Source organism: Lysinibacillus sp. F12, assembly GCF_057773605.1.
Genome location: NZ_JBYMLP010000003.1, coordinates 688414 through 711290 on the forward strand (window position 1 = coordinate 688414; position 22877 = coordinate 711290).

A 22877-nucleotide genomic window follows, 5' to 3' on the forward strand; every position below is an offset into this window, starting at 1 on the left:
GGGGTAATTTTCCAAAGCCCTTCATTGCCGTTAAGTGCTTAGAAAAAGGGGATAGTATTGTTTATAAAAATGGTTATTGGATTCTTTAAATATGTTAGCGCTTATATTCGGGCTGTTCTAAAATAATTGGATTTGGATTGCTAAGTACCCATTGCACTGCTAACTCGCATAGTCTCGCAGGCTCCTTATCTCCATCACCTTTGTAAAGTTCTTTCGCTAAAGTGATAGATTCCTGAAGTGCAGCGGGATGTAATGGTGTACCTAAGCTAATGTAATGGTTCAAACTTTTGAGCATTTTACGAAAATCATTATCCCAGTTGATGCCGCCATTATGTAAAATTTCGTATGAGACTTTACCAGTAATACGAATAACCTCTCCTTGTACAGTTTGGGCATGTCCTTGCGAAGCAATTAGTAAATCCCAAAGTTCATTATGTTGTGCCTGCCAGCCCTTTGTACATACTGTTATTTTAGACTTACCATCATGCGTTTTTCGCTTCTCTACAGGTGAAACATCAAATAGCTCATAAAGACGGGAAAGTGCCTCATCCGTTTCTTTCAAATATTCTTTATTAAAACCTTCTCTATGGAATTCAAAGTCTTTTCCAATTCGCTTGATAGAATTTTTCATTTCCGGCGTTACAACTATACCTGCGCTCAAAAAAATCTCAGAAACTTCCACTAGATCAACAATATTTATATTTCTACATACTGCTAAAGCTTTGTCCAAAGGCGTCTCATTCAACATATTTACCGCTCTTATATTTGCTCCTTTAGAAACCAATGTGCGCACCGCATTTGGTTTAAAAAAAGCAGCCGCAGCAAATAAAGGTGTTTCATTTTGATAATCCAAGGCTTCTATATCCGCATCTAACTCAAGAAGCAATTCAATATTCCCCCGCCAATTTATTGCCTGATTATGTAAAGCTGTTCTTTTGTAATTGTCTCTCGCATTTATATTTGCTCCCTGTTCCGCCAGCCAGCGAACCAATTCATCCGGTACATCGAAAAAGCTTAAGGCTGTTGTTTTACTATAACCGCCATATGCATCTAGCTCGCATTTGGTAAATACCGCTTGTAATGCCGCAATATCACCTGCTTCAATTAGTTCACTAAAATTTTTCGGTAACGTTTTTCTCTTCCTCGCCATATGTATTTTCCTCCTCACATTAGATTTTTGAATACAATTCATCACGTCATTTACTCACTATATACCATTCTATATTTTACCATGTTTTAATTTCTTTTTTGGCATGGAGGAGGGATTGGTTGTGTCAACTATCCATAATACTAAAAAAGGCTGTTCAATCACTGAACGTTTTGAACAGCACTCTTCTTATTCACTATGCCATTTCAGTTTTACATCCTCCTCTAAACAACCGAGTTGATTGAAATGGTTGGCAATAATATTAAAATACATATTTTCATCTGTGTTTATATCGACTTTACGAAGCACATCATTAGCGATATATGCGGCATCCTTTCCTAATGCAAAGATTGTGTTGAAGGCACGCACACGTATATTTTGGTCTAAATCAAACATAGCAGATAACAGCTCATCAGCCGGTATAGGCTCACTAAAATGAGCATATGGATCTTCATAAGTAGCACAATAAATCCGCTCTCTTGCCTCCTCAAAAGTATCACCTAGTAATACTCCTCCAGCAAAAATCCCATTATCCGATTGCGAAATATTAGCCATATTAATCTCTACAAAATGCGTATCTTTTACAATATAATGTTTATCATCTAGGTTTAGTGCAATAACATAATCATCCCACGTAGCGACTCCTCCTGGTTCAATATAAACTGCAGGACGATACAAGTATTTTGCTGTCACATCTTTGAAGAAAATCGTACATTCAGCATAAGGGCTACCAAAGCTAGATAAAACTCGTAAGGCATATCTACCTTCAAACTTTATTAGTTCGTCATACACGTAATAGCCTTCAAGATAACCCTCTATATGGGCATCATGAAAAACTAATTGGACCATTGACTCGACTGTAAACCCGTTACTCATATCTAATAAAAGCATAAAATTATTTCCTTGTTGCTCAGCATTCAAAATTTCTCCATCGTGCAATGATTGTGAAAAAACAGTTTTTGCAGACGAATGAAAGCTTTCCACAATTGCTTCACGCTCTTCATAAATAGCATTACTCATAGTTATGAACTGCTCCATTGTCACATTGCACCACTCTTGAAACTCTTTCATTAAAGTATCATTTCCAAATAGAGTTCGTTCAATCATTCCGGATTGAAACTTTTGTGGTAAGACATCTATATACGCAGTTAAATACTCGTATAAATGATCTTCAAATTCGCCATCGAACTCCTCTTCAAATGGATATGTTTGTGCTGCGTTGAATACTTCCTGACGTTCACATGTTAAGAAAAACATCATCCCACTCCTTTTAGCTGTAATGCCTGTTATTTAAAGTATATGAACGATAAAAAAATGTAGTTTTAAAGTGTCTAATATACAGGTTTCTATGCTGAGTACACACTCAGCATACTCTTGAAAAGTACTTATAGTAGACCTGTTTATGTATTGCATAAATAGCTGTTTAAAGAATATTTCATTGATTTCAAAATTTGGTTTTGGAAATTTATCTAAAATGAATATGTAGTGAATTTAGTACTATTTCTTAAAACATTATTTATTTTTGCCACAAGCCATCACGGCAGCTATTGAAATAATCACGCCCATACCCATTAAAAAATAATATCTCCTCATTTCAAAAAAACAGACCACCAAACCAAAATAATACCAAATTTTCCGCCATTTAAAAGCTCGTAGTTGTATGTAATTTTATTTCTATACCCAGCTCTATATTTAAGAAAGTTTCTACACAAGTACTTCTTTAAGCATAAGACACATTTTAATTATTTTCTCCATATAGTTTGATAAGGGTTATATAACACTGTAGCGAATAGCTATTTACTTTTATAATCATCTATAAAGCTAACCCTTTCTAATCTAGGACAGGTTGCTTCAGGAGATATTTTGCACTTTTCAAGCGATTTTTTACACATACAACTTGATGTAGTTAATGCGGCATTACAATGTTAGGGAAATCCTAATTCTATAAACGTCATTCCTCGATTTATCTTTTCATGTTGCATCGAAGACGACCGTGTAGAGACAGGGGAAATGCCAATCCAACCCTCTACCCTATTGTCTTCTTCTGCAACAAAACGCAATGTTGCATGTTGTCTTTCATCCCTTACCTGTTCACTTGGCACAATTATTTTAAAGGTTGCCAACCCTGTTTCGATTCCTTCTTTATCAATCTGTAATTCCTCTTTCAATCCTTCTTTTCCATTTTACGAATAATGAGTGTGTCCATCCTAATTCCCTCCTTATTATTTTAAAAGGACTGCTAGCTTTCGCTAACAGTCGGAATCATTAACAACATGAATTTGATGGACCGGCAAGATTTATTCCACATACACCGGTTTCAGGTAACTCCAATTCCACACGTTTTGAAGCTTCTTCATCATCTGATAAAAAAGCTGTTATGGAACGAACTTGTTCGTAGCCTGCTGCCATTAAAAAAGTTGGTGCACGTCCATAGCTTTTAGCTCCGACTATATAGAAGTCCTTTTCTGGTTGGCGTAGAATTTCTTCTCCATGTGCTCTTACTGTGCCACAACTATGCACATTTGGATCAATTAATGGTGCTAAGGAATGCGCACTTTCAGTTGCTGAATCAATGGAAAGCCGTAATTCACTGTTAATTGAAAGGTCTGGTCTACTTCCTGCATTGACAATAAGCTCTTCAAATCCTGTTAATACTTTTTGTTCTCCGTTCATTGCACCAACAATATGGATGTTCTCAACTTTCTTCACCTGTGAGATATAGAAAGGTGTTATTACTTCAATCTTACCTGTATCCACTAATTCATGAATGCGAATACCAAGTGTGCCACGGGCTGCTAATGCATCTTTTTCTTCGCCACCATAGGCTTCTTCTACAGACTTTTTACGCATAATCCACACTAGCTTGGTTGCAGGATTCTCTGTTTGTAATTCCGAAAGCGCCAATAATGTATTAATAGCTGAATGACCACCTCCAATAACTGCAATCTTCTTATTGGCATATCTCTTAGTATTCGTAGCAATGTCTGGGATACCATATTCAATGTGATTGGCTAATGCCTTTTCACTTTGTAGCCATACACCTGTAGAATTTGCTGGGTTGGGATTTCCCCATGTACCCGTTGCATCAATAACTGCTCTCGCCTCAATCATACGGATGTCATTCTCTTGTTCAATATAAATAGTAAAGGGCTGTTCAACTCGATTTTTTGTCTTCATCTTATCATTCAACTGTCGTGAAATCCCTACTACTTTTGCGTTCAACTGAATGTTCGGCTTCATTTGTACTAGCTCAGAAAAAGGCTTTAAATAAAGATCAATTAATTCATGTCCTGTCGGTAACGTATCTAAATTAGGTGCTACCCATCCGGAGTCATCTAATAAAGCTTTAGCTGCTTTATTAATATTATATCGCCATGGTGAAAATAGTGTAACATGCCCCCAGGTACGAATATTGTGTGCTATTTCACGCCCAGCCTCAAGTAAAATAAATGCTTGCTTTTGTTCCACTAAATGAGCAGCTGCAGCTAATCCAATAGGACCTGCGCCAATTATGACAATCGGTAAATTCTTGTTGGATTTATTAACACTCTTCTGTACTTCAATATCCTTTGTAGTAGTACAACAAGAGCCATTTTGGTTGATTATATTTAGTGTTTTCATTATTACCTTCTCCTCTTTTTCTTTATATAAGCATTCTCTTATATATAATATATTTTTTACGTCTAGCAGTTAGCTAGACGTTTAAACTTTGCATGTGTAATTAACACATTTCACATATCGTTTATCAATTTCTTTTACAGCACTTTTAAATTGCAACCATGTCGAAGCGCCGTAACAATCCAAGGCTTCTTCAAAAAAATCAAAAGCGAACTCTTTGGCCTGACTCAATGTGTGCTCTCTACTATTCATAATAACTATTAAATAAGCGATAAAATAGTCTAGAGTTCATACGCTAGCATGAATCACTGTCATTTTTAATCCTCCATTCAATTACAGCTCATCAGCTACAAATTGCTCAATGCGTTTGCCGATTGCATCACGTACATTTTGGAATACAGTCCATTTCTCTTCATCTGTTCCTGTCGCTTTCGCTGGATCTTCAAATCCCCAATGCTCACGACGTACGTGCGGTGGAGTCATTGGGCATTTATCAGCGGCATCACCGCATAACGTAACAACTAATGTGGCATTGTTTAATGTCTCAAAATCAATTAAATCTGATGTGTGATCCGAAATATCAACCCCTACCTCTGCCATCGCTTTAATGGCCTTCGGATTTACGCCATGTGCTTCGATCCCAGCACTTTCTACAGTCCAATTAGTAGGGAGTAATTTTTTTGCCCATCCTTCAGCCATTTGACTTCGGCATGAGTTCCCCGTACATAAGAAATAAAGTGTATTTGTCATAAAAATTGCTCCTTACAATTCAACGGTTTTAAAGTATTTTTTCTGCCAACGTAAGGCAACCCATACAAGTCCGATGAGAACAGGTACTTCTACAAGTGGACCAATAACAGCAGCAAATGCCACGCCACTGTGAAGGCCAAACACGCCAACTGCCACGGCGATCGCTAGCTCGAAGTTGTTACTTGCAGCTGTAAAAGAAAGAGCTGCTGTGACAGGATAAGAAGCACCTGCTTTACGAGAAGAGAAGAATGACACAGCAAACATCACCACAAAGTAAATAAATAATGGAATAGCAATTCGCACTACATCAAGTGGCAGTTCTACTAATTGCTCACCCTTTAAAGCAAACATCATCATAATCGTAAATAACAGTGCAATTAAAGTAAGTGGTGAAATCTTTGGCAAGAACTTTTCTTCATACCACTGTTTCCCTTTTGTTTTAATCCCTATCCATCGTGTGAGGAACCCTGCAGCAAACGGGATACCTAAGTAAATAAGTACACTCTTAGTAATCTCCCACATAGAAATGGATACATGGAAATTCTCTAAACCAAACCAACCAGGCAATACATTTAAGAAAAAATAAGCAAAAATAGAATATGTCACGATTTGAAAGATGGAGTTAAAAGCAACGAGTCCAGCGACGTATTCCCGGTCTCCACGGGCTAAATCGTTCCATACAATGACCATTGCTATACAGCGAGCTAAGCCAATCATAATGAGTCCAGCCATATATTCAGGATAATCATGCAGGAAGATGATGGCTAAAAAGAACATTAAGAACGGTCCGAGTAACCAGTTTTGAAAAAGGGATAGCAAAAGCACCTTCCAATCCTTAAACACGCGCCACATTTCTTCATATTTTACTTTCGCTAATGGTGGATACATCATAACAATTAACCCTATTGCAATCGGTATGGACGTTGTACCAATAGACATGGCCTCTAATGCTTCGCCGATATTGGGCATGGTGATACTTAATACGACACCGATACCCATTGCAACGAATATCCAAAGGGTAAGGTAACGATCTAGAAAAGAAAGCTGTTTGGTTAAAGATTCATTACGCATGATCAGTCCCTCCTATATGGCAACAATCTGTGCCACAGTTGCACCCGTTTAAAGGTTGAATTTGTTCTAAAATCCCCTTCATCAATGGCGTTTGATCCTCTACTAAACGGTAATGTTTCCAAGTCCCTACTTTTCGTTCCGTAATAATGCCTGCCTCCTTTAATTTTCGTAGATGCTGACTAACGGCTGGTTGTGATATTCCTAACACCTCCACAAAATCACATACACATACCTCCCCATTTTTCATGCATGCAAGTAATTTAATGCGATTCAAATCTGCTGCTGCTTTTAATTGTTTTTCAATTAGTGTATTTTCCATGTATCTGCACTCCTTATATAACTATTTACTTATATATTATTTTAAATAAAATCACCTAACCAATTCAGGTGAATAAATTTTTATATAACTATACACTTATATTATGTACACTGATTGGAAATTGCAATAAAAATTTTTATAGATATTAAAAATTATTGTGTTGTAAACAAAACAAAGCACCGCTTCTTAGTTACTGTGCTTTGTTTTGTTTAACCATTATTCCATTACTGTCTGACCAAAGTACATATTCATCCTGAAACGAAACCTATAGATACCTGTTTTTTTGGTGCGAATACACAAGGCTATTCCATTTTTTCGGAGTTATTTCTAATGGAAAATCTTCTATAAGTAAGAAGGTTAAGCATCCACCGTCAGAACTCTTTTATTAAAATATGAACTAAGTAAATATTAATATTCGAATTTTAGTTAATAATTTTCTTTTTCCTAACCGTTTTTTCAAACCATCCAAATGCAACTTCTGCCTCAATATATTCATTGTCTGGTGCAACTAAAAAAATGACAAATGATTCACCCGATGGGAAAATATATTTTCCATCTTCATCACTAACTAAAGTACTTTGCGGGGGTACTATTCGCTTAAACGCATTGATTCCATTCTTAGGTAGTCCATTAACAAGTTCAGCAAATTTGATGTTCACCTCCGGCTTTGGAAGTGGAGAAATGGCTGTGTTTGAAGGTGTCACATTTTTCGAAACCATTGGATTTCCAGGTGGAATTGCGTTAAACCAGATTTCAGCTACAAAAGGTTGATTTGAGTGATTCGTTATGGTAAACGCATTGACAAATAGATCTACATTTGAATGATGGGGGTTACTTAAACTACCCCAAGCATTTTTTCCTTGTCCGAAACAAATCGCTTCAGTTTGTCCTACAAAATATCTCCCCTGTAATGATTGATATAATGGATTAGGTATATTAACAGCCTTAATCATTCGATCATGATTCATCATAAGAACAACACTCCTTTCTACAATTTATGTAAATTAATATAAAATGTGCAGATAAAGATTTTTCTGAAACAAAAATGTTGAACAGACGAATAATTAGCTTCATTATATTTTTTCATGAAAAAATATAACTCTAGAATTAAATATCTATTTAAAATTATTCATGAATACAAAAATGAATAGTGAACTTTGTATGTAAACACACCCCTCACTTCCAACTTATGAATAAGTTATGGAGAGGAGTTGATAAAAAATTGAGTGAGAATAAAACTAGAAAAAATGCTACTAATAATGAAATAGATCAATTTTATAAAGCTGTAGATGATTTCAATGAGGCAGCGAGTGCTTTTTTCCGTATACCCATTTTTTTTAGCCACCAAAACCTATTTACTCTGGGACCATCGCAACCACCATTATCACAAGAGCAGCGATTCATTATTCGCATGTTTAATGAAATAAAAGAGGTGCTTCTTTTCCCTAGAACACTACCAAATACAGACCAGTATCCTAACACCACTTTAGAAAATGTCCGTAGAATTGTAAACTCTAGTTACGGAACTATAGCTGCCCTTTTAAAACCAACACGTCGTACGGATCAATTAGAGCCCTATTCACCTTTCATGCAAATAGAACCTTCCATGTCTTTTCAACACGGGCTCCCTTTGCTTCTTGTGAAACAAAGTACTATTAAAGCTGGGGGGATTTGGGGTGATGCGGGACCCCTTGCACCCTTCACTCCATTAATTTGGTTTTCTGAAACAACGACAGTAGATGAATTTTTTGAAAGTGTAGCATGGAAAGAAGCACTGCAGAATTGGGCAGGGCAAGTTAGAAGTGGCTATTTTATTCAGACTAATCCGGAATTTAAATATACATGCGATGACTAAAACTGGGTTTCCTATAAATTAATTGGACGTATAAACAAGAAGGATCACTTGTCGCGCAATGTGGTCTTTCTTATCTATAGTATATGTTGTTCATTTGTGAACCATTTGAAAGTGTTTTTACTACATTAAAATATCCATACATAAGGTGATTGTTCATGTCTAATACTCTTTACTACATATTATAAATAGAAAGGGGATAAGTTCTTGTATGGATAATTGTCGGTATAATAGTAGATTGTCAACATTTAGAGCATGCGATAACTCCGGACCATTTATGGCTACAGAAACCAACTGTATAAACCCTTCTTCTCCTACTGATAACACTATAATTGCATTCTCAACTGGAAATTCAACATCACATATTCAAGCTCTAGTTGGACTTGCAAGTAGTATAGGGTTCGGTACTGCAAATACCGTTTCGATTATAAATAATGTCATTAACTTAAATGGAAACACGAGTGAAGCCTTCACAGTTCCTAGTGATGGTAACATTACAGCTATCTCAGCGTCATTTTCTCCATTAGGATCATTACCTTTAGTAGAAGGATCTGTTACAATCCGAGCTCAAATTTTTCATGCACCCGTTGGAAGTAATATGTTCACTGGTACAAGTGCCTTTGTTGATTTAACTCCCCCTATAACATTACCAGTAGTAACCTTCGGACAAATTGCTTTCGCATCAAGTAATATTTCACCCTTATCTATATCAGTTGGAGATTGTTTATTAATGGTATTTTATATCTCATCAATAATGGTAAACTTCCCAGTTAATTTAATTGGTACTGCAAGTGCAGGTATTCATATAGTAACTAAAAAATAATTCAACTTCACCTACTGTTATTTAGGATAATGAAGGTGATTGAGTTCTATTTATTCCTTCAATCATTGTATGTATAAAATATTTATAATCCATAATGAACCACTCAGGAGATTGCAAAGAAATACGGGGTTTCACATCGAACCATTATTCGCTATTGAATGGAACTGAGTGAGAGCTGAGGGATGTCTAAACTGGCCCCAGCAAAACTACACCACAGTTAGTAGTAACTACTAAACTGTGGTGTAGTGTTAATTTGGTGTTCACTTTACTTTTATCATTTTAAAATCTATCCTAATTTTCTATTTCACTTTAACCCCTGTGGAAACCTAAATACATTCAAGGGATCATACTTACTTTTTACTCGATTCAACCTCTGTGCATTGCCTCCGAAATACTCTTTCTCAAAATTTTTAAGATGACTAATGGGAAAGTTCACATAGGAACCTTTTGTCATCTTTTTAATAATTTCAAAGCGTTCACGAACCCATTCCTGATTTCCCTTAGCATACCTATCGTCTATCCATACAGACTGAATGCCCATGATATATTTAGCATCTCTATAGTAAAAGGCCGTTTCATTTTTATCTATGTTATTGATTGCTCCCCCTAGTGCATAAAAGGATATAGCTGCATAAACTGAACCATTGGGAGGGCTTTCCACAAGTCTTCCAATATTTTCGAGCTCATCGGATGTATAGCTCCTTTGAACAAACCTACCCGTTGATTTAAATTTTTCAAACGGTGGATAAGTTGCCTCTACCCTTTTCACTGCTTCTAGAAAGGATAATTCTTCTAAGTTCATTCGAAAACCCTCTATTTTTGCAAAAGGTTGTAAAATTTTCTTTGCCAATCTTGAAGAACCGTAAAAAAATCCTGTTGCAAAAATACCTAACCCTTCTTCCTCAGTGTTATAAAAGCTTGCAACCAAAGTCATTCGTTTATCCAATTCAGGTAACCAGTTTTGCCAAATATCCATAACTTCTAGTTGCTTAGCCTTTGTAGTATTTACATAAAAGAATCTAATTAATGTGACAGGGCCTTTTATTGGTTTTGGTAACTGAAAAGTCATGCTTACAACCACCCCAAAATTACCTCCACCAGCACCACGACAAGCCCAGAAAAGATCAGAGTTGCAATTTTTATTTGCCTTTATGATTCTTCCCTCAAAATCTACCAATTCAAGTTCAATCAAACTGTCACACCCTAGACCATAAAGTCGACTGGAGAATCCCCAACCTCCACCCAGTGTAAAGCCAGAAACTCCAACGGTCGGGCAAGTTCCCCCTGGAAAAACATATCCATTTGAACCTATAAAATCATATACGTCTGAATTTTTTGCTCCTGCTTCGATTGTTAATACATCTTCCTTCTTCTCCAAACTCATTGCATTTAAGCGACTTATATCAATTACCAATACAAAATCACCAGAGGAATATCCCTCATAATGATGTCCACCCGACCTAATGCGAATTCCGATGCAATGTCTACGTGCCCAAAGAACGGCGTTAACAACATCCTGCTTTATTTCACAATATACAATTACCAGCGGGAATTTCTGATTAGCTCGATTCCATTCTTGTCGTGCTTCATCATAATTAGGATTTTTTATCGTTATCACTTCACCTGTTAATCCTTTTAAAAGCTTAAAATCTTGTTCCATTTCAGTCACCTCTACTAATACAATAATAGTTTTTTATTATCGTATTCTTTGGCTTCAAAAGGGTGTAGGTATTAGGGACGTATGATTGAAGTTCTCAGGGGTATCAATCACTTCAAAAGTTGTGCTCGAAAACAAGTAGATTTTTATACTATTAATAATTTGTTTGTAATTAGGATAAATTCTAACCTTACCTACAATAAAACTAGAAATTTACCTATTAACTTAATAACTTTAAAGTATCAGATAAAAAGAATATTAAATATGAATCCTACATATATTGATTTTAATATTGCTTGAAAACAGGAGTCTATTATTAGCCTAATCATGAAATTATAAAATAAGCGAAAATTATCTATAAAGATAGGATGATGACAATAATTGATAAATCGCTTCTTGCTATGGTTATTTTACGTGTATTATCTGGAAGTATTGAAGTTAGTGCTGGATTGTTAATGCTGAAGCTGAATAACTTGGAAAAAGCATTCTATATTAATACAATGCTTGCTTTGTTTGGCCCAACCGTTTTAATTGTCACGACTGCAATTGCATTATTTGGATTAGCTGATAAAATTCCTGTGACGAGAATCATTTGCCTATTTACGGGAATTACCCTTATTATAATAAGCTCACATATTAAGTAATAATAAATGAATCTAAAAAAGCACTTTCCAGGAAAGCGCCCTTATATATTAAAACTAACTCTTCTCTTTAAAAAGTCATAACATCTACCTCAAACCGTCCCATCATTTTCTAATTTTATATGAATCACTTCTTGTAGAAGCCTTTGGAGGATAGAAGCAACATTGAACGCATCATCCAGAATACCCATTAAGATACCAAGTACATTCACTACAAAACTATGTCCTATTCTATCCCTCTATAATTTCGTATAAAAAAAGGGATTCGCACCGATAACCGAAGTACGACCAAATCCCTATTTTTTCGAAAATCGCATTAGAAGTTTAAATAGTGAAGTTTTGTAGACTTTCTGAACTTAGACTATATGAAATCACTTTCTCCTTACGCTTCCTGACTACATCCACATGATTGTCGTAGGGAAAAATTAAGAAATTCACATCTTTTTTACCACTTTTTAAGTTGATGATAAAAGGTGTAACATTCGTCTCAGGCTGTAAAAATAATTTTTCATTGCCCGGAAATATATAATATTTTTTCAAAAAGATAGCTTTGTTAAAAAAGTCTATAAATCTTATTTTTTCTCTCTCTTCTAAATTCTTTCCCTTAAATGAGATCGTAACCTCTTTTGAGTCGAGTTCTTTATGAAGCTCAAATTTATTTACTAGCCACGCCACAGCTATACTTGGTGGGCTCATTAACAATTTAATAATAGATCCAATCACTATTGTAATTATCAATCCCGTTGTCATATCCTATCAACTCTTTCAGCTATTTTTTCTTAATAGCTACTACTATATTAATAATTTCATTTCTCATTAATCAGTAATTACGCTATATTGATGTTTATCATCCACCTTTCAATGATAAGGGATTTATATTATTTATCACCCTCCAATTTTTAATTTTTTTGACCATCCACTTATGTACTAATAACATCTCTGGTATGTCATGTATCGAAGTAAATCTAATACTTCTAATACCCTATTAATCCAGCAAAATATAAAAAGCCCAAAACTTTTTGTCCTTTTTAAGACAATTCGTTTTGGACATTCCTTTTTATCATTGGTAGATTAAGATTCTGCTCTTATCGAATTAAGAAACTTCATTCATGGTGCTTCTTCATCAGCCGAGGGACCGTAGCTGCCGGGCACCGGAATATTGAGAAGGCGTAAATATACTCCGATTTGCGCTCTATGGTGAATCATATGGCTTAATCCAAAGGTACGGAACGCCATGGCTCGTGGCTGACTGCGGATGATATGTTCACCTTGACGTAATGTCCATTCTTCAGCAAGCAGCTTCTCGTTACATTCAGCTAGCAACTTTTCAAGCTTGTCTACGTTTTCATCAAATTCATTCAGAATGGAAGCTTGCTTATCTATTGGCTCCCTTCTCAGCGGTACTGTCAAAAGATCAAACTCTGAGTGCTGAAGTATTGCGATTTGCCAGTTCAGTAAGTTGATTAAATGTGTGGCTAACCCACCAAGTGTCATCGATTTCTCGTGCGGCTTCCACGACAGGTGCTCCTCAGGCAAACGTTCCAAAATGCGGCGTGTAGCGGCTAATTCATGCAATGTGTCGCCGATAATCAGTTGTTTAATCATAGATTCCTCTCCTCCCTTTTGGTTAGCATACTATAAATTCCATTCAAATAGAAAGCTCTCACTAGACTTGGCTTTATGCTTACGGCAATAAAAAGAAGCTGTAATCACAGCTTCTTTCATAAAAAAACTATAGCCACTCCGCACTATTATCAGCAAGTCCTTGCAGCTCATTCATAAAGATACCTGCATGATAACCATCACAAACGGCATGATGAAATTGTAGGGAGATTGGTAGGTGGTACTCCCCATTTATACGCGTATACTGAGCGCCGGTTATAATTGGTAGTAGGTAATCTCCACCATTATGAATGTTCAAATTAAATCCAGTAAAGGAACACCAAGGAATCATAGAGATTGGGATATTGTTTTCTGGCACAGGCATTTTTGGAAACATTCGACCTGTACCTTTATACATATCTACATCTTGCTCGTATTGTTTGTGAAATTCAGAAAATGGAGTTAAATTGGATGTCCAAACGCAAGAAAATGTGCACGACTGTTTTTCAAAAATTGTGTAAGATGGTAACATTTCCGTCCAATAACCTAATTGCCCTTCTTCGTTAAAGTTAGTTCTGAATTCTTGATGAGCATTGACTATTTTAGTCATCATAAAAATAAACGCGGGATATAGCTTAAAATTCTTTTTCTTTAAATTCTCCATCAAAACAGTAATATTAATTTCATTCGTTATACTAAAGGTTGTTTGTTGTTGTAAATAGTGTTCAAAATACTCTTTGCGGTGCCAATTCTCACGGTCAATCAAATTAAATTCCATTTTTTACGCCTCCTAAAATGTTTTATTGGATTTAGGAGGCAATTTTCACTGCTTTTTTCATTTAAATCATCCTTTTTTCTAAATGAAATATGAGAACAGTATAAGGATATGTGATGGGATAGTCAATTATCATCATAATACTAGAGCTTCTTAATAGCAAAATTTGTCGTAAAAAACCGAATTTCGAGAGGGGCTTTTACTTGCGTATATACATAACATTTAATATGCAATATTGAGAAAGTAAATGGAGACGAATCCATTTTTGAAGGAGACTCCCTAGACCACAAAAAAACACAGAAGTCCCATGGACCTCTGCGTTACTTGCTCTCCTTAATAAGTGCCTTCATATCTCCAACGATTGTTTCAACTGGTACGTTCGTCGCGCCATCATAGTCTTTTACAACTGTGCCGTCTGCATTCACTAAATAATAGCTCGACATATGTATGACTTGGTCTGAGTTAGGATCATTTTTGACTAAAGAATTGAATGATTTACGTGCAAATTGCTCGATAAATTTTTGCTGATAACCTGTTAGTAGCTGCCACTTGCTTTCATCTGCAACGTTATACGTATTTAGGTAGTTTGTTAATACATCTGGCTTATCCACTTCTGGATCTACACTAAATGCAACAATTTGATAATCTTCAAGGCCTTCATCCTGCAGTGCCTGCTGTACCTCTGTCATATTAAATGTCATGGGCGGACAGATTGTTGTACAGTTTGTAAAAATAAACATAGCCAACCACGGCTTGCCCTTTAAATCATCCAGGCTTACCTGTTCATTTTTTTGATTGGTTACATTAAAATCTTGAACCTCAATGTTTAAAGATGGCTCAAATTTATAACTTCCGCAAGCAGCTAAAATGCTACTGATTGCTAGTACTAAAACTAGCAGTATGCTTTTCTTTTTCATTTGTATTGCACACATCCCTTCATTTCTTCACCTTATTTTATGCATTCTAGATACCAAATACAAGATAATGAACTTCCGCAAGCAATGCATTTTGTGTAAGTTGTGAACATTAACTAATTTTGGAACTCCATCATACTTATTCTTCCGAATAGCTCTCCTTTTTCAGAAATTTTTTCATAGCTTTTTTTTATTATTTTCGTTATTTCCCAAAGAAAATAACGATTGTTATATAACAAACGATTCTTCACCTTATTATGAATCTGGAATTTTAATAGCAGAATAATAAAATACAGAAAATTCTCTTTTAAGTGCAAATTTTCTCCCGCAATCATTTTTATTAGCAGCAAGCTATTTTAAGAATATTATATCAATAAAAATAATCACTCTCTTTCAAACAATATTTCTCTATTAAATCCTTAATATTTCTATGTTATTACCATAAAAATGAAATGACTAAAAATTATAAAAACTCAAAATTTAGTATTGCATTATAAGAATATCCCCCATAAAATAAGTGAATATAACGACGAACGAAAAAGAAATATGTCGTTTAAAACAGAAATATATAACTTTAGGGGGAATAATAATGGCGAATGTTTCTAGTAAAAAACAAGCACAACCTATTGATTATCATGCAATCGAGGCTATGGAATCGTTCAATAGTTTTGTGAAAAAGAAAAACACCTTTCTTTTTTCGATTACAGCACTGTTTCTTATTCTTTATATCCTACTTCCAATCCTCGCATTCCAGCCTGTACTACAACAAAAATTCTTCGGAAATATTACAGGGGTATGGGTGTACTCAGCTGGATTATTTGTGATGACTATCGTGCTCTGTACAGTATATGTAAAAAAAGCTGCTTCATTCGATAAAGCTGCAGCTGCTGTGTTAGCCGAGTATCAAACGAAAGGTGGTAACTAAATGAATATTGTATCCGTTGGTTTCTTTTTAGCTATTGTTGGTTTAACACTCGTTGTTACCTATATTGCAGCAAAGCGCACTTCCTCAGCAGCTGATTTTTACACAGCTGGCGGCGGATTAAAGGGATGGCAAAACGGGTTTGCCATTGCTGGTGATTATTTATCAGCAGCGGCATTTCTTGGGGTGTCGGGTGCGATTGCTTTAACTGGCTTTGACGGTTTCTTCTTCTCAGTGGGCTATGTTGTAGCCAATTTAGTGCTTTTATACGTTATTGCTGAGCCTATGCGCAATTTAGGCCGCTATACACTAGCTGACATGTTAACGGCTCGTTTTAATGAAAAGCGAATTCGTGGCGTAGCTGCATCAGGTACGATTATTATTGTGATTCTTTATATGATTGCACAGCTTGTAGGTGCAGGCGCATTGATTAAACTACTGTTCGGCATTGAATATTGGGTTGCTGTGTTAATTGTCGGTGTAATGATGACTACTTATGTTTTATTCGGTGGCATGACAGCGACGTCTTGGGTGCAAATTATTAAAGCTAGTCTACTATTATTCGGGACAGGCTTATTAGCAATATTAGTATTAGTGAAGTTTGATTTCTCTCTAATGAAAATGTTTGACACAATTGCAGTCGATCATGGGGAGGAATTCCTTGTACCAGGAATTAAATACACAAGCACGATTGATTCTGTCTCTATGATGATGGCCCTAGTTTTAGGAACATCCGGTTTACCACATATATTAATGCGCTTCTTTACTGTAAAAGATGCTAAAACAGCTCGTTCTTCTATTTCATGGACAACTTGGATTACAGCTATCTTCTTCTCGTTAACTATATTTTTAGGATTCGGCGCGTTAAACTTTGTCGGTCTCGATCAAATTTTAGCTGAAAGTAAGGCTGGTAACACAGCTGCTCCACTACTCGCACATTATTTAGGCGGTGATGTGTTAATGGCATTTATTGGGGCTGTAGCCTTTGCAACAATTTTAGCCGTCGTTTCTGGCTTAGTATTAACAGGAGCATCCGCGATTTCACATGATATATATGGAGAAATTATGAAAGGTGGAAAATTAACAGAAAAGCAACAGGTAGTTGCAGCACGTACAGGCTCTATTTCCATTGCAATTGTCTCTATTGTTTTGGCGCTGTTTGCACAAAGCTTAAACGTTTCGTTTCTAGTGTCATTTGCGTTTTGTATTGGTGCTTCCGCAAATTTACCTGTCATTCTTTATACTATCTATTGGAAGAAATTCAATTCTACTGGTGCTGTAGCAGCCATGCTAACAGGGTTAATTTCTTGTTTAATCTTAGGAGCGATGGGACCAAATGTATGGAGTCCTGTTGAAGGTGCAGCTATTTTTGTTGGTAAGCCACTTGTACCACTAGCTGTTCCGGCCATTATTACCATTCCATTAGGCTTTATTGCAGGTTATTTGGGATCAGTCCTTTCATCTAGTAAAGTACCGACTGAAGAGGCCGAGCGTATTTATAAAGAAATTCGTGTAAAAGCGAATACTGGCGTTTCTGTATCTGATATTTCACATTAATTTTTATGCACCTTATGCATAATGAACCGAAATTCAAAATATACAAAAAAATAGGCAAAAAATTCGATTTTTGGTCGAGTTTTTCGCCTTTTTTGTTATTCCACAACTAGCAATTTACTTATCGAACAATATTATTTGACTTCCAAAATACAGAAAAAAACCAATTTTCACTAAGGCAATAGTATTTAAATATGGATAAAAAATCTAGGCATTTTTATAAATTTATCGTTCTTTTTTTGTTAAGAATCTAGATTTCTCTTTGCTTCATTTATTTGTCTGAATATTCTAAAACCCTATATATTCTTGATTTAGGAGGTTATTTTCTCTTTCAGGACTATTTTCAGAAAAATTTTTTTTACATAATTTTTCTGAAATGTATTGCAATTTTGTGAACTCTTTCATAAAATGAGAATGTGAATTCACTAAACTAGCAAAATCAAGTCTTAAGGCAGAAAAAATATACACAAAATGGGGAATGTTAATGGCGAACAATCAAGCAAAAAAAGGTGTCGTGATTGACTATGATGCAATTGCAAACCAAGAATCGTTTAAGTCTCTTGTACGTAGAAAGAACTCTTTTCTTTGGTCTATGACTGCCATATTTTTATTGGCCTACATGTTGTTACCAATTCTGACATCGTACACAACAATTCTACACCAAAAGGCATTTGGGGAAATTACTTGGGTGTGGATTTATTCCGCAGGGCTATTCATTATGACATGGGGGTTATGTCATTTATATGTAGCTAAAGCAAATAGCTTTGACAGAGAAGCTAAAGCAATTATCGCAGAATACGAGAACGGAGGTGGCCACCGATGAATAACGGAATGAGCTTTACAGCCATATTCTTCTTTGTAGCCATTGTTGGTTTAACATTAGTTATCACATGGTGGGCATCTAAACGAACTTCTTCTGCAAGTGACTTCTATACAGCTGGTGGGGGCTTAACAGGCTGGCAAAATGGACTAGCTATCGCAGGTGACTATTTATCGGCAGCCTCTTTCTTAGGGATTGCAGGTGCAGTAGCACTATTTGGATTTGACGGATTCTTCTTCTCTATTGGTTATTTAGTCGCTTACTTAGTGGTATTATACATCGTTGCTGAGCCATTACGTAACCTTGGAAAGTTCACTTTAGCTGACATGATTACAGCGCGTTTCAATAATGCGAAAGTACGTGGAACAGCTGCTTTAAGCACTATTACCATTGTTTTATTCTACATGATTGCACAACTAGTTGGTGCAGGAGCACTTATTCAATTACTTTTAGGTATCGACTACTGGGTAGCTGTATTGATCGTAGGTTTCATGATGACAACTTACGTATTATTCGGTGGTATGACAGCGACTTCATGGGTTCAAATTATTAAAGCTTGTCTTTTAATGCTAGGTACAGTGATTATCTCATTCTTAGTATTAAAAGAGTTTGGCTTCAGTATTGCAACAATGTTCAAGGAAATGTCTACAGTGACTGATAATGGTGCTGCTTATTTAAATCCTGGTCTAAAATATACAGAGGGACTTGACACAATTTCAATGTTAATTGCATTAGTATTAGGTACTGCGGGTCTTCCACATATCTTAATGCGTTTCTTTACAGTAAAAGATGCAAAAACGGCTCGTTCATCTGTTATTTGGGCAACTTGGATTGTAGGTATATTCTACGTTTTAACCATTTTCTTAGGTTTCGGTGCAGCAGCATTCGTTGGAAAAGAAGATATTATTGCGGCTAACGCTGCAGGTAATATGGCAGCCCCTCTTCTTGCAGAAGCACTAGGAGGCGACATTCTATTCTCATTCGTTTGTGCGGTAGCATTCGCAACAATTTTAGCGGTAGTAGCAGGCCTTGTCCTTTCAGGTGCCTCTGCCCTATCACATGATATTTATGGTCAAATCATTAAAAAGGGTAAAGTTACTGAAAAAGAGCAAGTTCTTGCAGCTCGTATTGGCTCCATTACAATCGCTGTAATATCTATTCTATTAGCTCTTGGTGCACAAACATTAAACGTTGCATTCTTAGTATCTTTAGCATTCTGTATTGCAGGTTCCGCTAACCTTCCAGTTATTATTTACACAATTTATTGGAAACGCTTTAATACAGCTGGTGCTGTTACAGCGATGTTAACAGGCTTAATCTCTGCATTAGTATTAGTAGCTATGTCACCAAACGTATGGAATCCAGTTGAAGGCAAGGCGATTTTTGTTGGTGATCCGTTAATTATGTTAACGAACCCTGCCCTAATCTCTGTACCGCTTGGTTTCCTTGGTGGTTTCATCGGCACATTACTTTCTAAAGAAACTGATGATGCAAAATATCGTGAAGTTGACGTTAAAGCAAACACAGGTATTTCTGTACAGGACGTATCTCACTAAATCGATTTCATAAACCTCGTAAGTTCTTGCTTACGAGGTTTTACTTTTTCATTCATTTTCGTTACTATAATTGTTAAAAGGAGGGAATGAAAATGGCTCAATCTAGGGCGAAAAAGAAGCGGATGCATATAAAAAGAACTGCTGGCAAGGATGTAGAGAAAAATCGCCAATCCAATTCCTTCAGCACACATGAACGCACCACCAAAACAAAAACAGAGAAATTGATGCATGATTTTACTAAACATAAAAAGCAGTATACGGATAACTAATTGATATCCTATACTGCTTTTATTATTGTAGAAAACATAAGTGGCAATTGCCACGTTACCTTAAAGTCGATAAAAGTTTTTTGTATTCTGAGTGATAATTTTAGCCACTTGCTGAATAGACAATCCCTTGATGGCTGCAATCACCTCAATCGTCGAATGCATCATCCACGGAGACGTTGGTTTATTTGTAAAAGGTCCCTCAAACGACCATGGGCCATCTGTTTCTACCATCATTAAGTCAATCGGGTAGATTTGAATTAGCTGTTGAATTTCCTCTTCATACAATGCATCAGGCGTAATAGAGATAAAATAACCTCGCCGAATCATGCGTTTCATGACTGCCTCGTCCCCTTTAAACCAATGGAAATGAGCCTGACAAAGCTGATGCTTTTCTAGCAAATCGCACACGATGCTAGCATCCTCATATACAGCATGCAACACAATCGGTTTGCCCAATTCCTTAGCCAATACGATAAATCGTTCCAATAAAGCCTCATATGGACGAACATCCAAGGCTTGTTCTTGCCTTAAATAATAGGGTAAACCGACCTCACCAACCGCTACCATGTTATCACGATGCGCGCGAATCCAATCAAATAAAGCCTTCTCTTCTATTTCATCCAGTAAAGGCTGTTCAGGATGAAACCCAAAAGCCGCCTTCACCTTGGGATAGACCTTCGCTAAATGCAACGTCTTTTGACAGGAGGACAACTGCATACTTACCGCAATTAATGCCTCTACTTCTGCCAATAATGAAGGTATTTCCACGTCCTTATATTGATCTAAATGAATATGGGCATCAATCAACATTCAAATCCCCCTTTTCTTCCTGTAAATACGTGAATAACTGTTGCTTCAAGGCTGTGAATGTGGCAGAATGACGAATTTCTTCTTTGCGGGGGCGCTCAAATGGCACAATCATTTCTTTTTTCACTGTTGCAGGCCGTTTCGATAAAACAATTATACGATCGGCTAAAAAGAGGGCCTCTTCAATACTATGTGTGACGAATAAGATAGATTTTTTATGCTCTTCCCAAATGGATAGGAGCCATGCCTGCATTTCCAGTCTTGTAAATTCATCAAGCGCAGAAAATGGTTCATCTAGACATAAAATAGGTTTATCACTGACAATGGCACGGATAAAAGACACACGTTGTTGCATCCCTCCCGAGAGCTCGTATGGGTAAGCTTGACTAAAGGAAGCAAGCCCCACCTTTTCAAGCCAACCTTTTGCACGTTCAACATTTGGATTTTGCTGTAATTCCTCGACAATTGTTACATTCTCTAAAATAGTACGCCAAGGAAGTAAACAAGGCTGCTGTGGCATATAGCCAATTGCGCCTCTTTTTTGCTGAATCTCCTCTCCATTTAATAAAATCGTCCCTTGATCAACCAAAGAGACCCCACCAATTAATTGAAAAAGGGTACTCTTACCACTGCCAGATGGTCCTACTATGGCCACAAACTCACCATCCTTGACATCAAAGGAAACATGGTCAAGTACATGTAGACTGTCAAAGGATTTAGCGATGTTTTGAATGCTGAGCATGATAACCTCTCCCCTTTACCATTAATTTTTCAAGCAAGCGGATACTACTAAACAACAATAAGCTTAGCAAGACAATCGCAAAAATGGCGACAAACACTCGATCTGTACGGAAGGAAGATTGTGCTAAGGTCATGTATACGCCTATTCCCTTTTTTGCACCAAGCCATTCCGCAATAACTGCTCCCATTACACTATAGGTAGCAGCAATTTTTATGCCCGAGAAAATTGCCGGATAGGCATGTGGCCATTCTAATTTCCAAAACGTTTGGGCCTTCGTTGCTCCAATCATTTCGAAGTAATGCTTTAACTCGGGTGCTGTTTGACGAAAACCGTCCATTGCCGCAATGACAATAGGGAAAAAGCATACTAGACAAATAATGATGAGCTTTGGTAATAAGCCAAAGCCAAACCAAATAATAAGTAACGGCGCCAATACAAGAATGGGTATATTTTGCGACATAATGAGAATCGGATAAAATAACGACCGAATGAAAGTAAAACGATGCAAAACAATCGCCACGGTTAGACCACAGCCAACCCCAATAGCAAGTCCAAGTAAAGCTAATTCCACAGTAGCCAGGGCATGTGGCAGAAACGTTTGATATGATTGAAAGCCTTCCTTTAAGATTATGCTTGGTGCTGGTAGGAGCCAGGAAGGAACATCAGCGATATGCACAACAAGCTCCCATATGAATAAGAGGAAGGCGATAAACATTATCGTCCTTCCCTTTTGTAATGCCCGTTTCATGACTGATATTTCTCCGTTAATGTAGCCATGGTAATCCCATTTGGTTGATATAAAATTTTTACTTGTGTAATGACATTAATGGCTCCTAGCTCGACCATCTTAACATTCATTTTTTCAATGATTTGAAGAAGCGTTGTAAGCTCACCTTCCATTGTTGTTTCAAGGGGATGAACCTCATAGTTCACACCAGATGCATCAATAACCGCAATGGCCGCATCCACATAAGGAATGACATCCTCGTATTTCTCTGTCTTTGGAATGATTTGGACACTGATTAATGAATTTGCCAT

Annotated in this window: 25 protein-coding genes; 8 read left to right on the forward strand and 17 right to left on the reverse strand. The window is 36.5% G+C overall.

Going from position 1 to position 22877, the window contains the following annotated elements:
• Nucleotides 1-94 precede the first annotated feature (94 nt).
• The 8 genes from AC3CH7_RS17335 to AC3CH7_RS17370 all read right to left on the reverse strand — a co-directional run bounded on the left by AC3CH7_RS17335 (nucleotide 95) and on the right by AC3CH7_RS17370 (nucleotide 7876).
• Nucleotides 95-1150, reverse strand: a complete 1056-nt coding sequence (locus tag AC3CH7_RS17335; protein WP_325881485.1) for an ankyrin repeat domain-containing protein — start codon at nucleotides 1148-1150, stop codon at nucleotides 95-97.
• 186 nt (nucleotides 1151-1336) lie between these two features.
• A complete protein-coding gene (locus tag AC3CH7_RS17340) occupies nucleotides 1337-2404 on the reverse strand; it encodes a DUF4085 family protein (RefSeq protein ID WP_488381676.1) in 1068 nt (355 codons plus the stop codon).
• A gap of 668 nt (nucleotides 2405-3072) precedes the next feature.
• Nucleotides 3073-3315: a GNAT family N-acetyltransferase gene (locus AC3CH7_RS17345; protein WP_289448964.1), complete on the reverse strand. Its 243-nt coding sequence runs from the start codon at nucleotides 3313-3315 to the stop codon at nucleotides 3073-3075.
• A gap of 97 nt (nucleotides 3316-3412) precedes the next feature.
• Nucleotides 3413-4768 carry an NAD(P)-binding domain-containing protein gene (locus AC3CH7_RS17350; protein WP_200990356.1) on the reverse strand — a complete coding sequence of 452 codons (1356 nt, stop codon included), beginning with the start codon at nucleotides 4766-4768 and terminating at the stop codon, nucleotides 3413-3415.
• Between the two features lie 330 nt (nucleotides 4769-5098).
• Nucleotides 5099-5515: an arsenate reductase (thioredoxin) gene (arsC, locus tag AC3CH7_RS17355; RefSeq protein WP_036161757.1), complete on the reverse strand. Its 417-nt coding sequence runs from the start codon at nucleotides 5513-5515 to the stop codon at nucleotides 5099-5101.
• A 12-nt stretch (nucleotides 5516-5527) separates the two neighbouring features.
• Complete coding sequence (arsB, locus tag AC3CH7_RS17360) at nucleotides 5528-6586, reverse strand: ACR3 family arsenite efflux transporter (protein ID WP_036161760.1); 1059 nt, start codon at nucleotides 6584-6586, stop codon at nucleotides 5528-5530.
• On the reverse strand, nucleotides 6579-6905 hold the full coding sequence (locus tag AC3CH7_RS17365; protein ID WP_012294603.1) for an ArsR/SmtB family transcription factor: 327 nt from the start codon (nucleotides 6903-6905) through the stop codon (nucleotides 6579-6581). The genes arsB and AC3CH7_RS17365 overlap by 8 nt, the downstream gene beginning before the upstream one ends.
• Nucleotides 6906-7327: 422 nt before the next feature.
• Complete coding sequence (locus AC3CH7_RS17370) at nucleotides 7328-7876, reverse strand: DUF6143 family protein (RefSeq protein WP_012294604.1); 549 nt, start codon at nucleotides 7874-7876, stop codon at nucleotides 7328-7330.
• Nucleotides 7877-8127: 251 nt separating this feature from the next.
• Here AC3CH7_RS17370 and AC3CH7_RS17375 point away from each other — a divergent pair, with 251 nt between their 5' ends.
• Both AC3CH7_RS17375 and AC3CH7_RS17380 read left to right on the forward strand, forming a co-directional pair.
• Entirely contained in the window at nucleotides 8128-8760 is a 633-nt protein-coding gene (locus AC3CH7_RS17375) for a hypothetical protein (protein WP_004229970.1), read from the forward strand.
• A gap of 235 nt (nucleotides 8761-8995) precedes the next feature.
• A complete protein-coding gene (locus AC3CH7_RS17380) occupies nucleotides 8996-9580 on the forward strand; it encodes a hypothetical protein (protein WP_236249523.1) in 585 nt (194 codons plus the stop codon).
• 304 nt (nucleotides 9581-9884) lie between these two features.
• Here AC3CH7_RS17380 and AC3CH7_RS17385 read toward each other — a convergent pair whose 3' ends face one another.
• Nucleotides 9885-11240: an FAD-binding oxidoreductase gene (locus AC3CH7_RS17385; RefSeq protein WP_036161765.1), complete on the reverse strand. Its 1356-nt coding sequence runs from the start codon at nucleotides 11238-11240 to the stop codon at nucleotides 9885-9887.
• 365 nt (nucleotides 11241-11605) lie between these two features.
• On the opposite strand from AC3CH7_RS17385, the gene AC3CH7_RS17390 reads away from it, so the two are divergent.
• Nucleotides 11606-11881, forward strand: coding sequence for a YqhV family protein (locus tag AC3CH7_RS17390; protein WP_012294608.1), 276 nt, complete (start codon nucleotides 11606-11608; stop codon nucleotides 11879-11881).
• Nucleotides 11882-12202: 321 nt separating this feature from the next.
• Here AC3CH7_RS17390 and AC3CH7_RS17395 read toward each other — a convergent pair whose 3' ends face one another.
• The 4 genes from AC3CH7_RS17395 to AC3CH7_RS17410 all read right to left on the reverse strand — a co-directional run bounded on the left by AC3CH7_RS17395 (nucleotide 12203) and on the right by AC3CH7_RS17410 (nucleotide 15172).
• Nucleotides 12203-12628: a YfmQ family protein gene (locus tag AC3CH7_RS17395; RefSeq protein WP_031416018.1), complete on the reverse strand. Its 426-nt coding sequence runs from the start codon at nucleotides 12626-12628 to the stop codon at nucleotides 12203-12205.
• A gap of 357 nt (nucleotides 12629-12985) precedes the next feature.
• Entirely contained in the window at nucleotides 12986-13483 is a 498-nt protein-coding gene (locus AC3CH7_RS17400) for a DinB family protein (RefSeq protein WP_031416019.1), read from the reverse strand.
• Nucleotides 13484-13610: 127 nt separating this feature from the next.
• A complete protein-coding gene (gene catA / locus AC3CH7_RS17405; protein WP_036163740.1) occupies nucleotides 13611-14258 on the reverse strand; it encodes a type A chloramphenicol O-acetyltransferase in 648 nt (215 codons plus the stop codon).
• Nucleotides 14259-14575: 317 nt separating this feature from the next.
• Nucleotides 14576-15172, reverse strand: a complete 597-nt coding sequence (locus AC3CH7_RS17410; protein ID WP_012294613.1) for an SCO family protein — start codon at nucleotides 15170-15172, stop codon at nucleotides 14576-14578.
• A 586-nt stretch (nucleotides 15173-15758) separates the two neighbouring features.
• On the opposite strand from AC3CH7_RS17410, the gene AC3CH7_RS17415 reads away from it, so the two are divergent.
• The 5 genes from AC3CH7_RS17415 (at nucleotide 15759) to AC3CH7_RS17435 (ending at nucleotide 20290) form a co-directional block, all read left to right on the forward strand.
• Nucleotides 15759-16094 carry a DUF485 domain-containing protein gene (locus AC3CH7_RS17415; protein ID WP_012294615.1) on the forward strand — a complete coding sequence of 112 codons (336 nt, stop codon included), beginning with the start codon at nucleotides 15759-15761 and terminating at the stop codon, nucleotides 16092-16094.
• Nucleotides 16095-17648, forward strand: coding sequence for a solute symporter family protein (locus AC3CH7_RS17420; protein ID WP_036161769.1), 1554 nt, complete (start codon nucleotides 16095-16097; stop codon nucleotides 17646-17648).
• A 481-nt stretch (nucleotides 17649-18129) separates the two neighbouring features.
• A complete protein-coding gene (locus tag AC3CH7_RS17425) occupies nucleotides 18130-18468 on the forward strand; it encodes a DUF485 domain-containing protein (RefSeq protein ID WP_031416022.1) in 339 nt (112 codons plus the stop codon).
• 8 nt (nucleotides 18469-18476) lie between these two features.
• A complete protein-coding gene (locus AC3CH7_RS17430) occupies nucleotides 18477-20021 on the forward strand; it encodes a solute symporter family protein (protein WP_036163773.1) in 1545 nt (514 codons plus the stop codon).
• A gap of 92 nt (nucleotides 20022-20113) precedes the next feature.
• On the forward strand, nucleotides 20114-20290 hold the full coding sequence (locus AC3CH7_RS17435) for a hypothetical protein (protein WP_227256847.1): 177 nt from the start codon (nucleotides 20114-20116) through the stop codon (nucleotides 20288-20290).
• Between the two features lie 60 nt (nucleotides 20291-20350).
• On the opposite strand, the gene AC3CH7_RS17440 is transcribed toward AC3CH7_RS17435, so the two are convergent.
• From AC3CH7_RS17440 to AC3CH7_RS17455, 4 genes are read right to left on the reverse strand one after another with little or no spacing between them, the layout of a single operon-like run.
• Entirely contained in the window at nucleotides 20351-21100 is a 750-nt protein-coding gene (locus tag AC3CH7_RS17440) for a TatD family hydrolase (RefSeq protein ID WP_036161772.1), read from the reverse strand.
• Nucleotides 21090-21839: an ABC transporter ATP-binding protein gene (locus AC3CH7_RS17445; RefSeq protein WP_012294620.1), complete on the reverse strand. Its 750-nt coding sequence runs from the start codon at nucleotides 21837-21839 to the stop codon at nucleotides 21090-21092. Before AC3CH7_RS17445 ends, AC3CH7_RS17440 begins: the two co-directional genes overlap by 11 nt.
• The gene (locus AC3CH7_RS17450; protein ID WP_488381677.1) at nucleotides 21814-22587 is read right to left on the reverse strand and encodes an ABC transporter permease; all 774 of its coding nucleotides are present in this window, start codon (nucleotides 22585-22587) and stop codon (nucleotides 21814-21816) included. Before AC3CH7_RS17450 ends, AC3CH7_RS17445 begins: the two co-directional genes overlap by 26 nt.
• Nucleotides 22584-22877 carry a thiamine-binding protein gene (locus AC3CH7_RS17455; protein WP_012294622.1) on the reverse strand — a complete coding sequence of 98 codons (294 nt, stop codon included), beginning with the start codon at nucleotides 22875-22877 and terminating at the stop codon, nucleotides 22584-22586. Before AC3CH7_RS17455 ends, AC3CH7_RS17450 begins: the two co-directional genes overlap by 4 nt.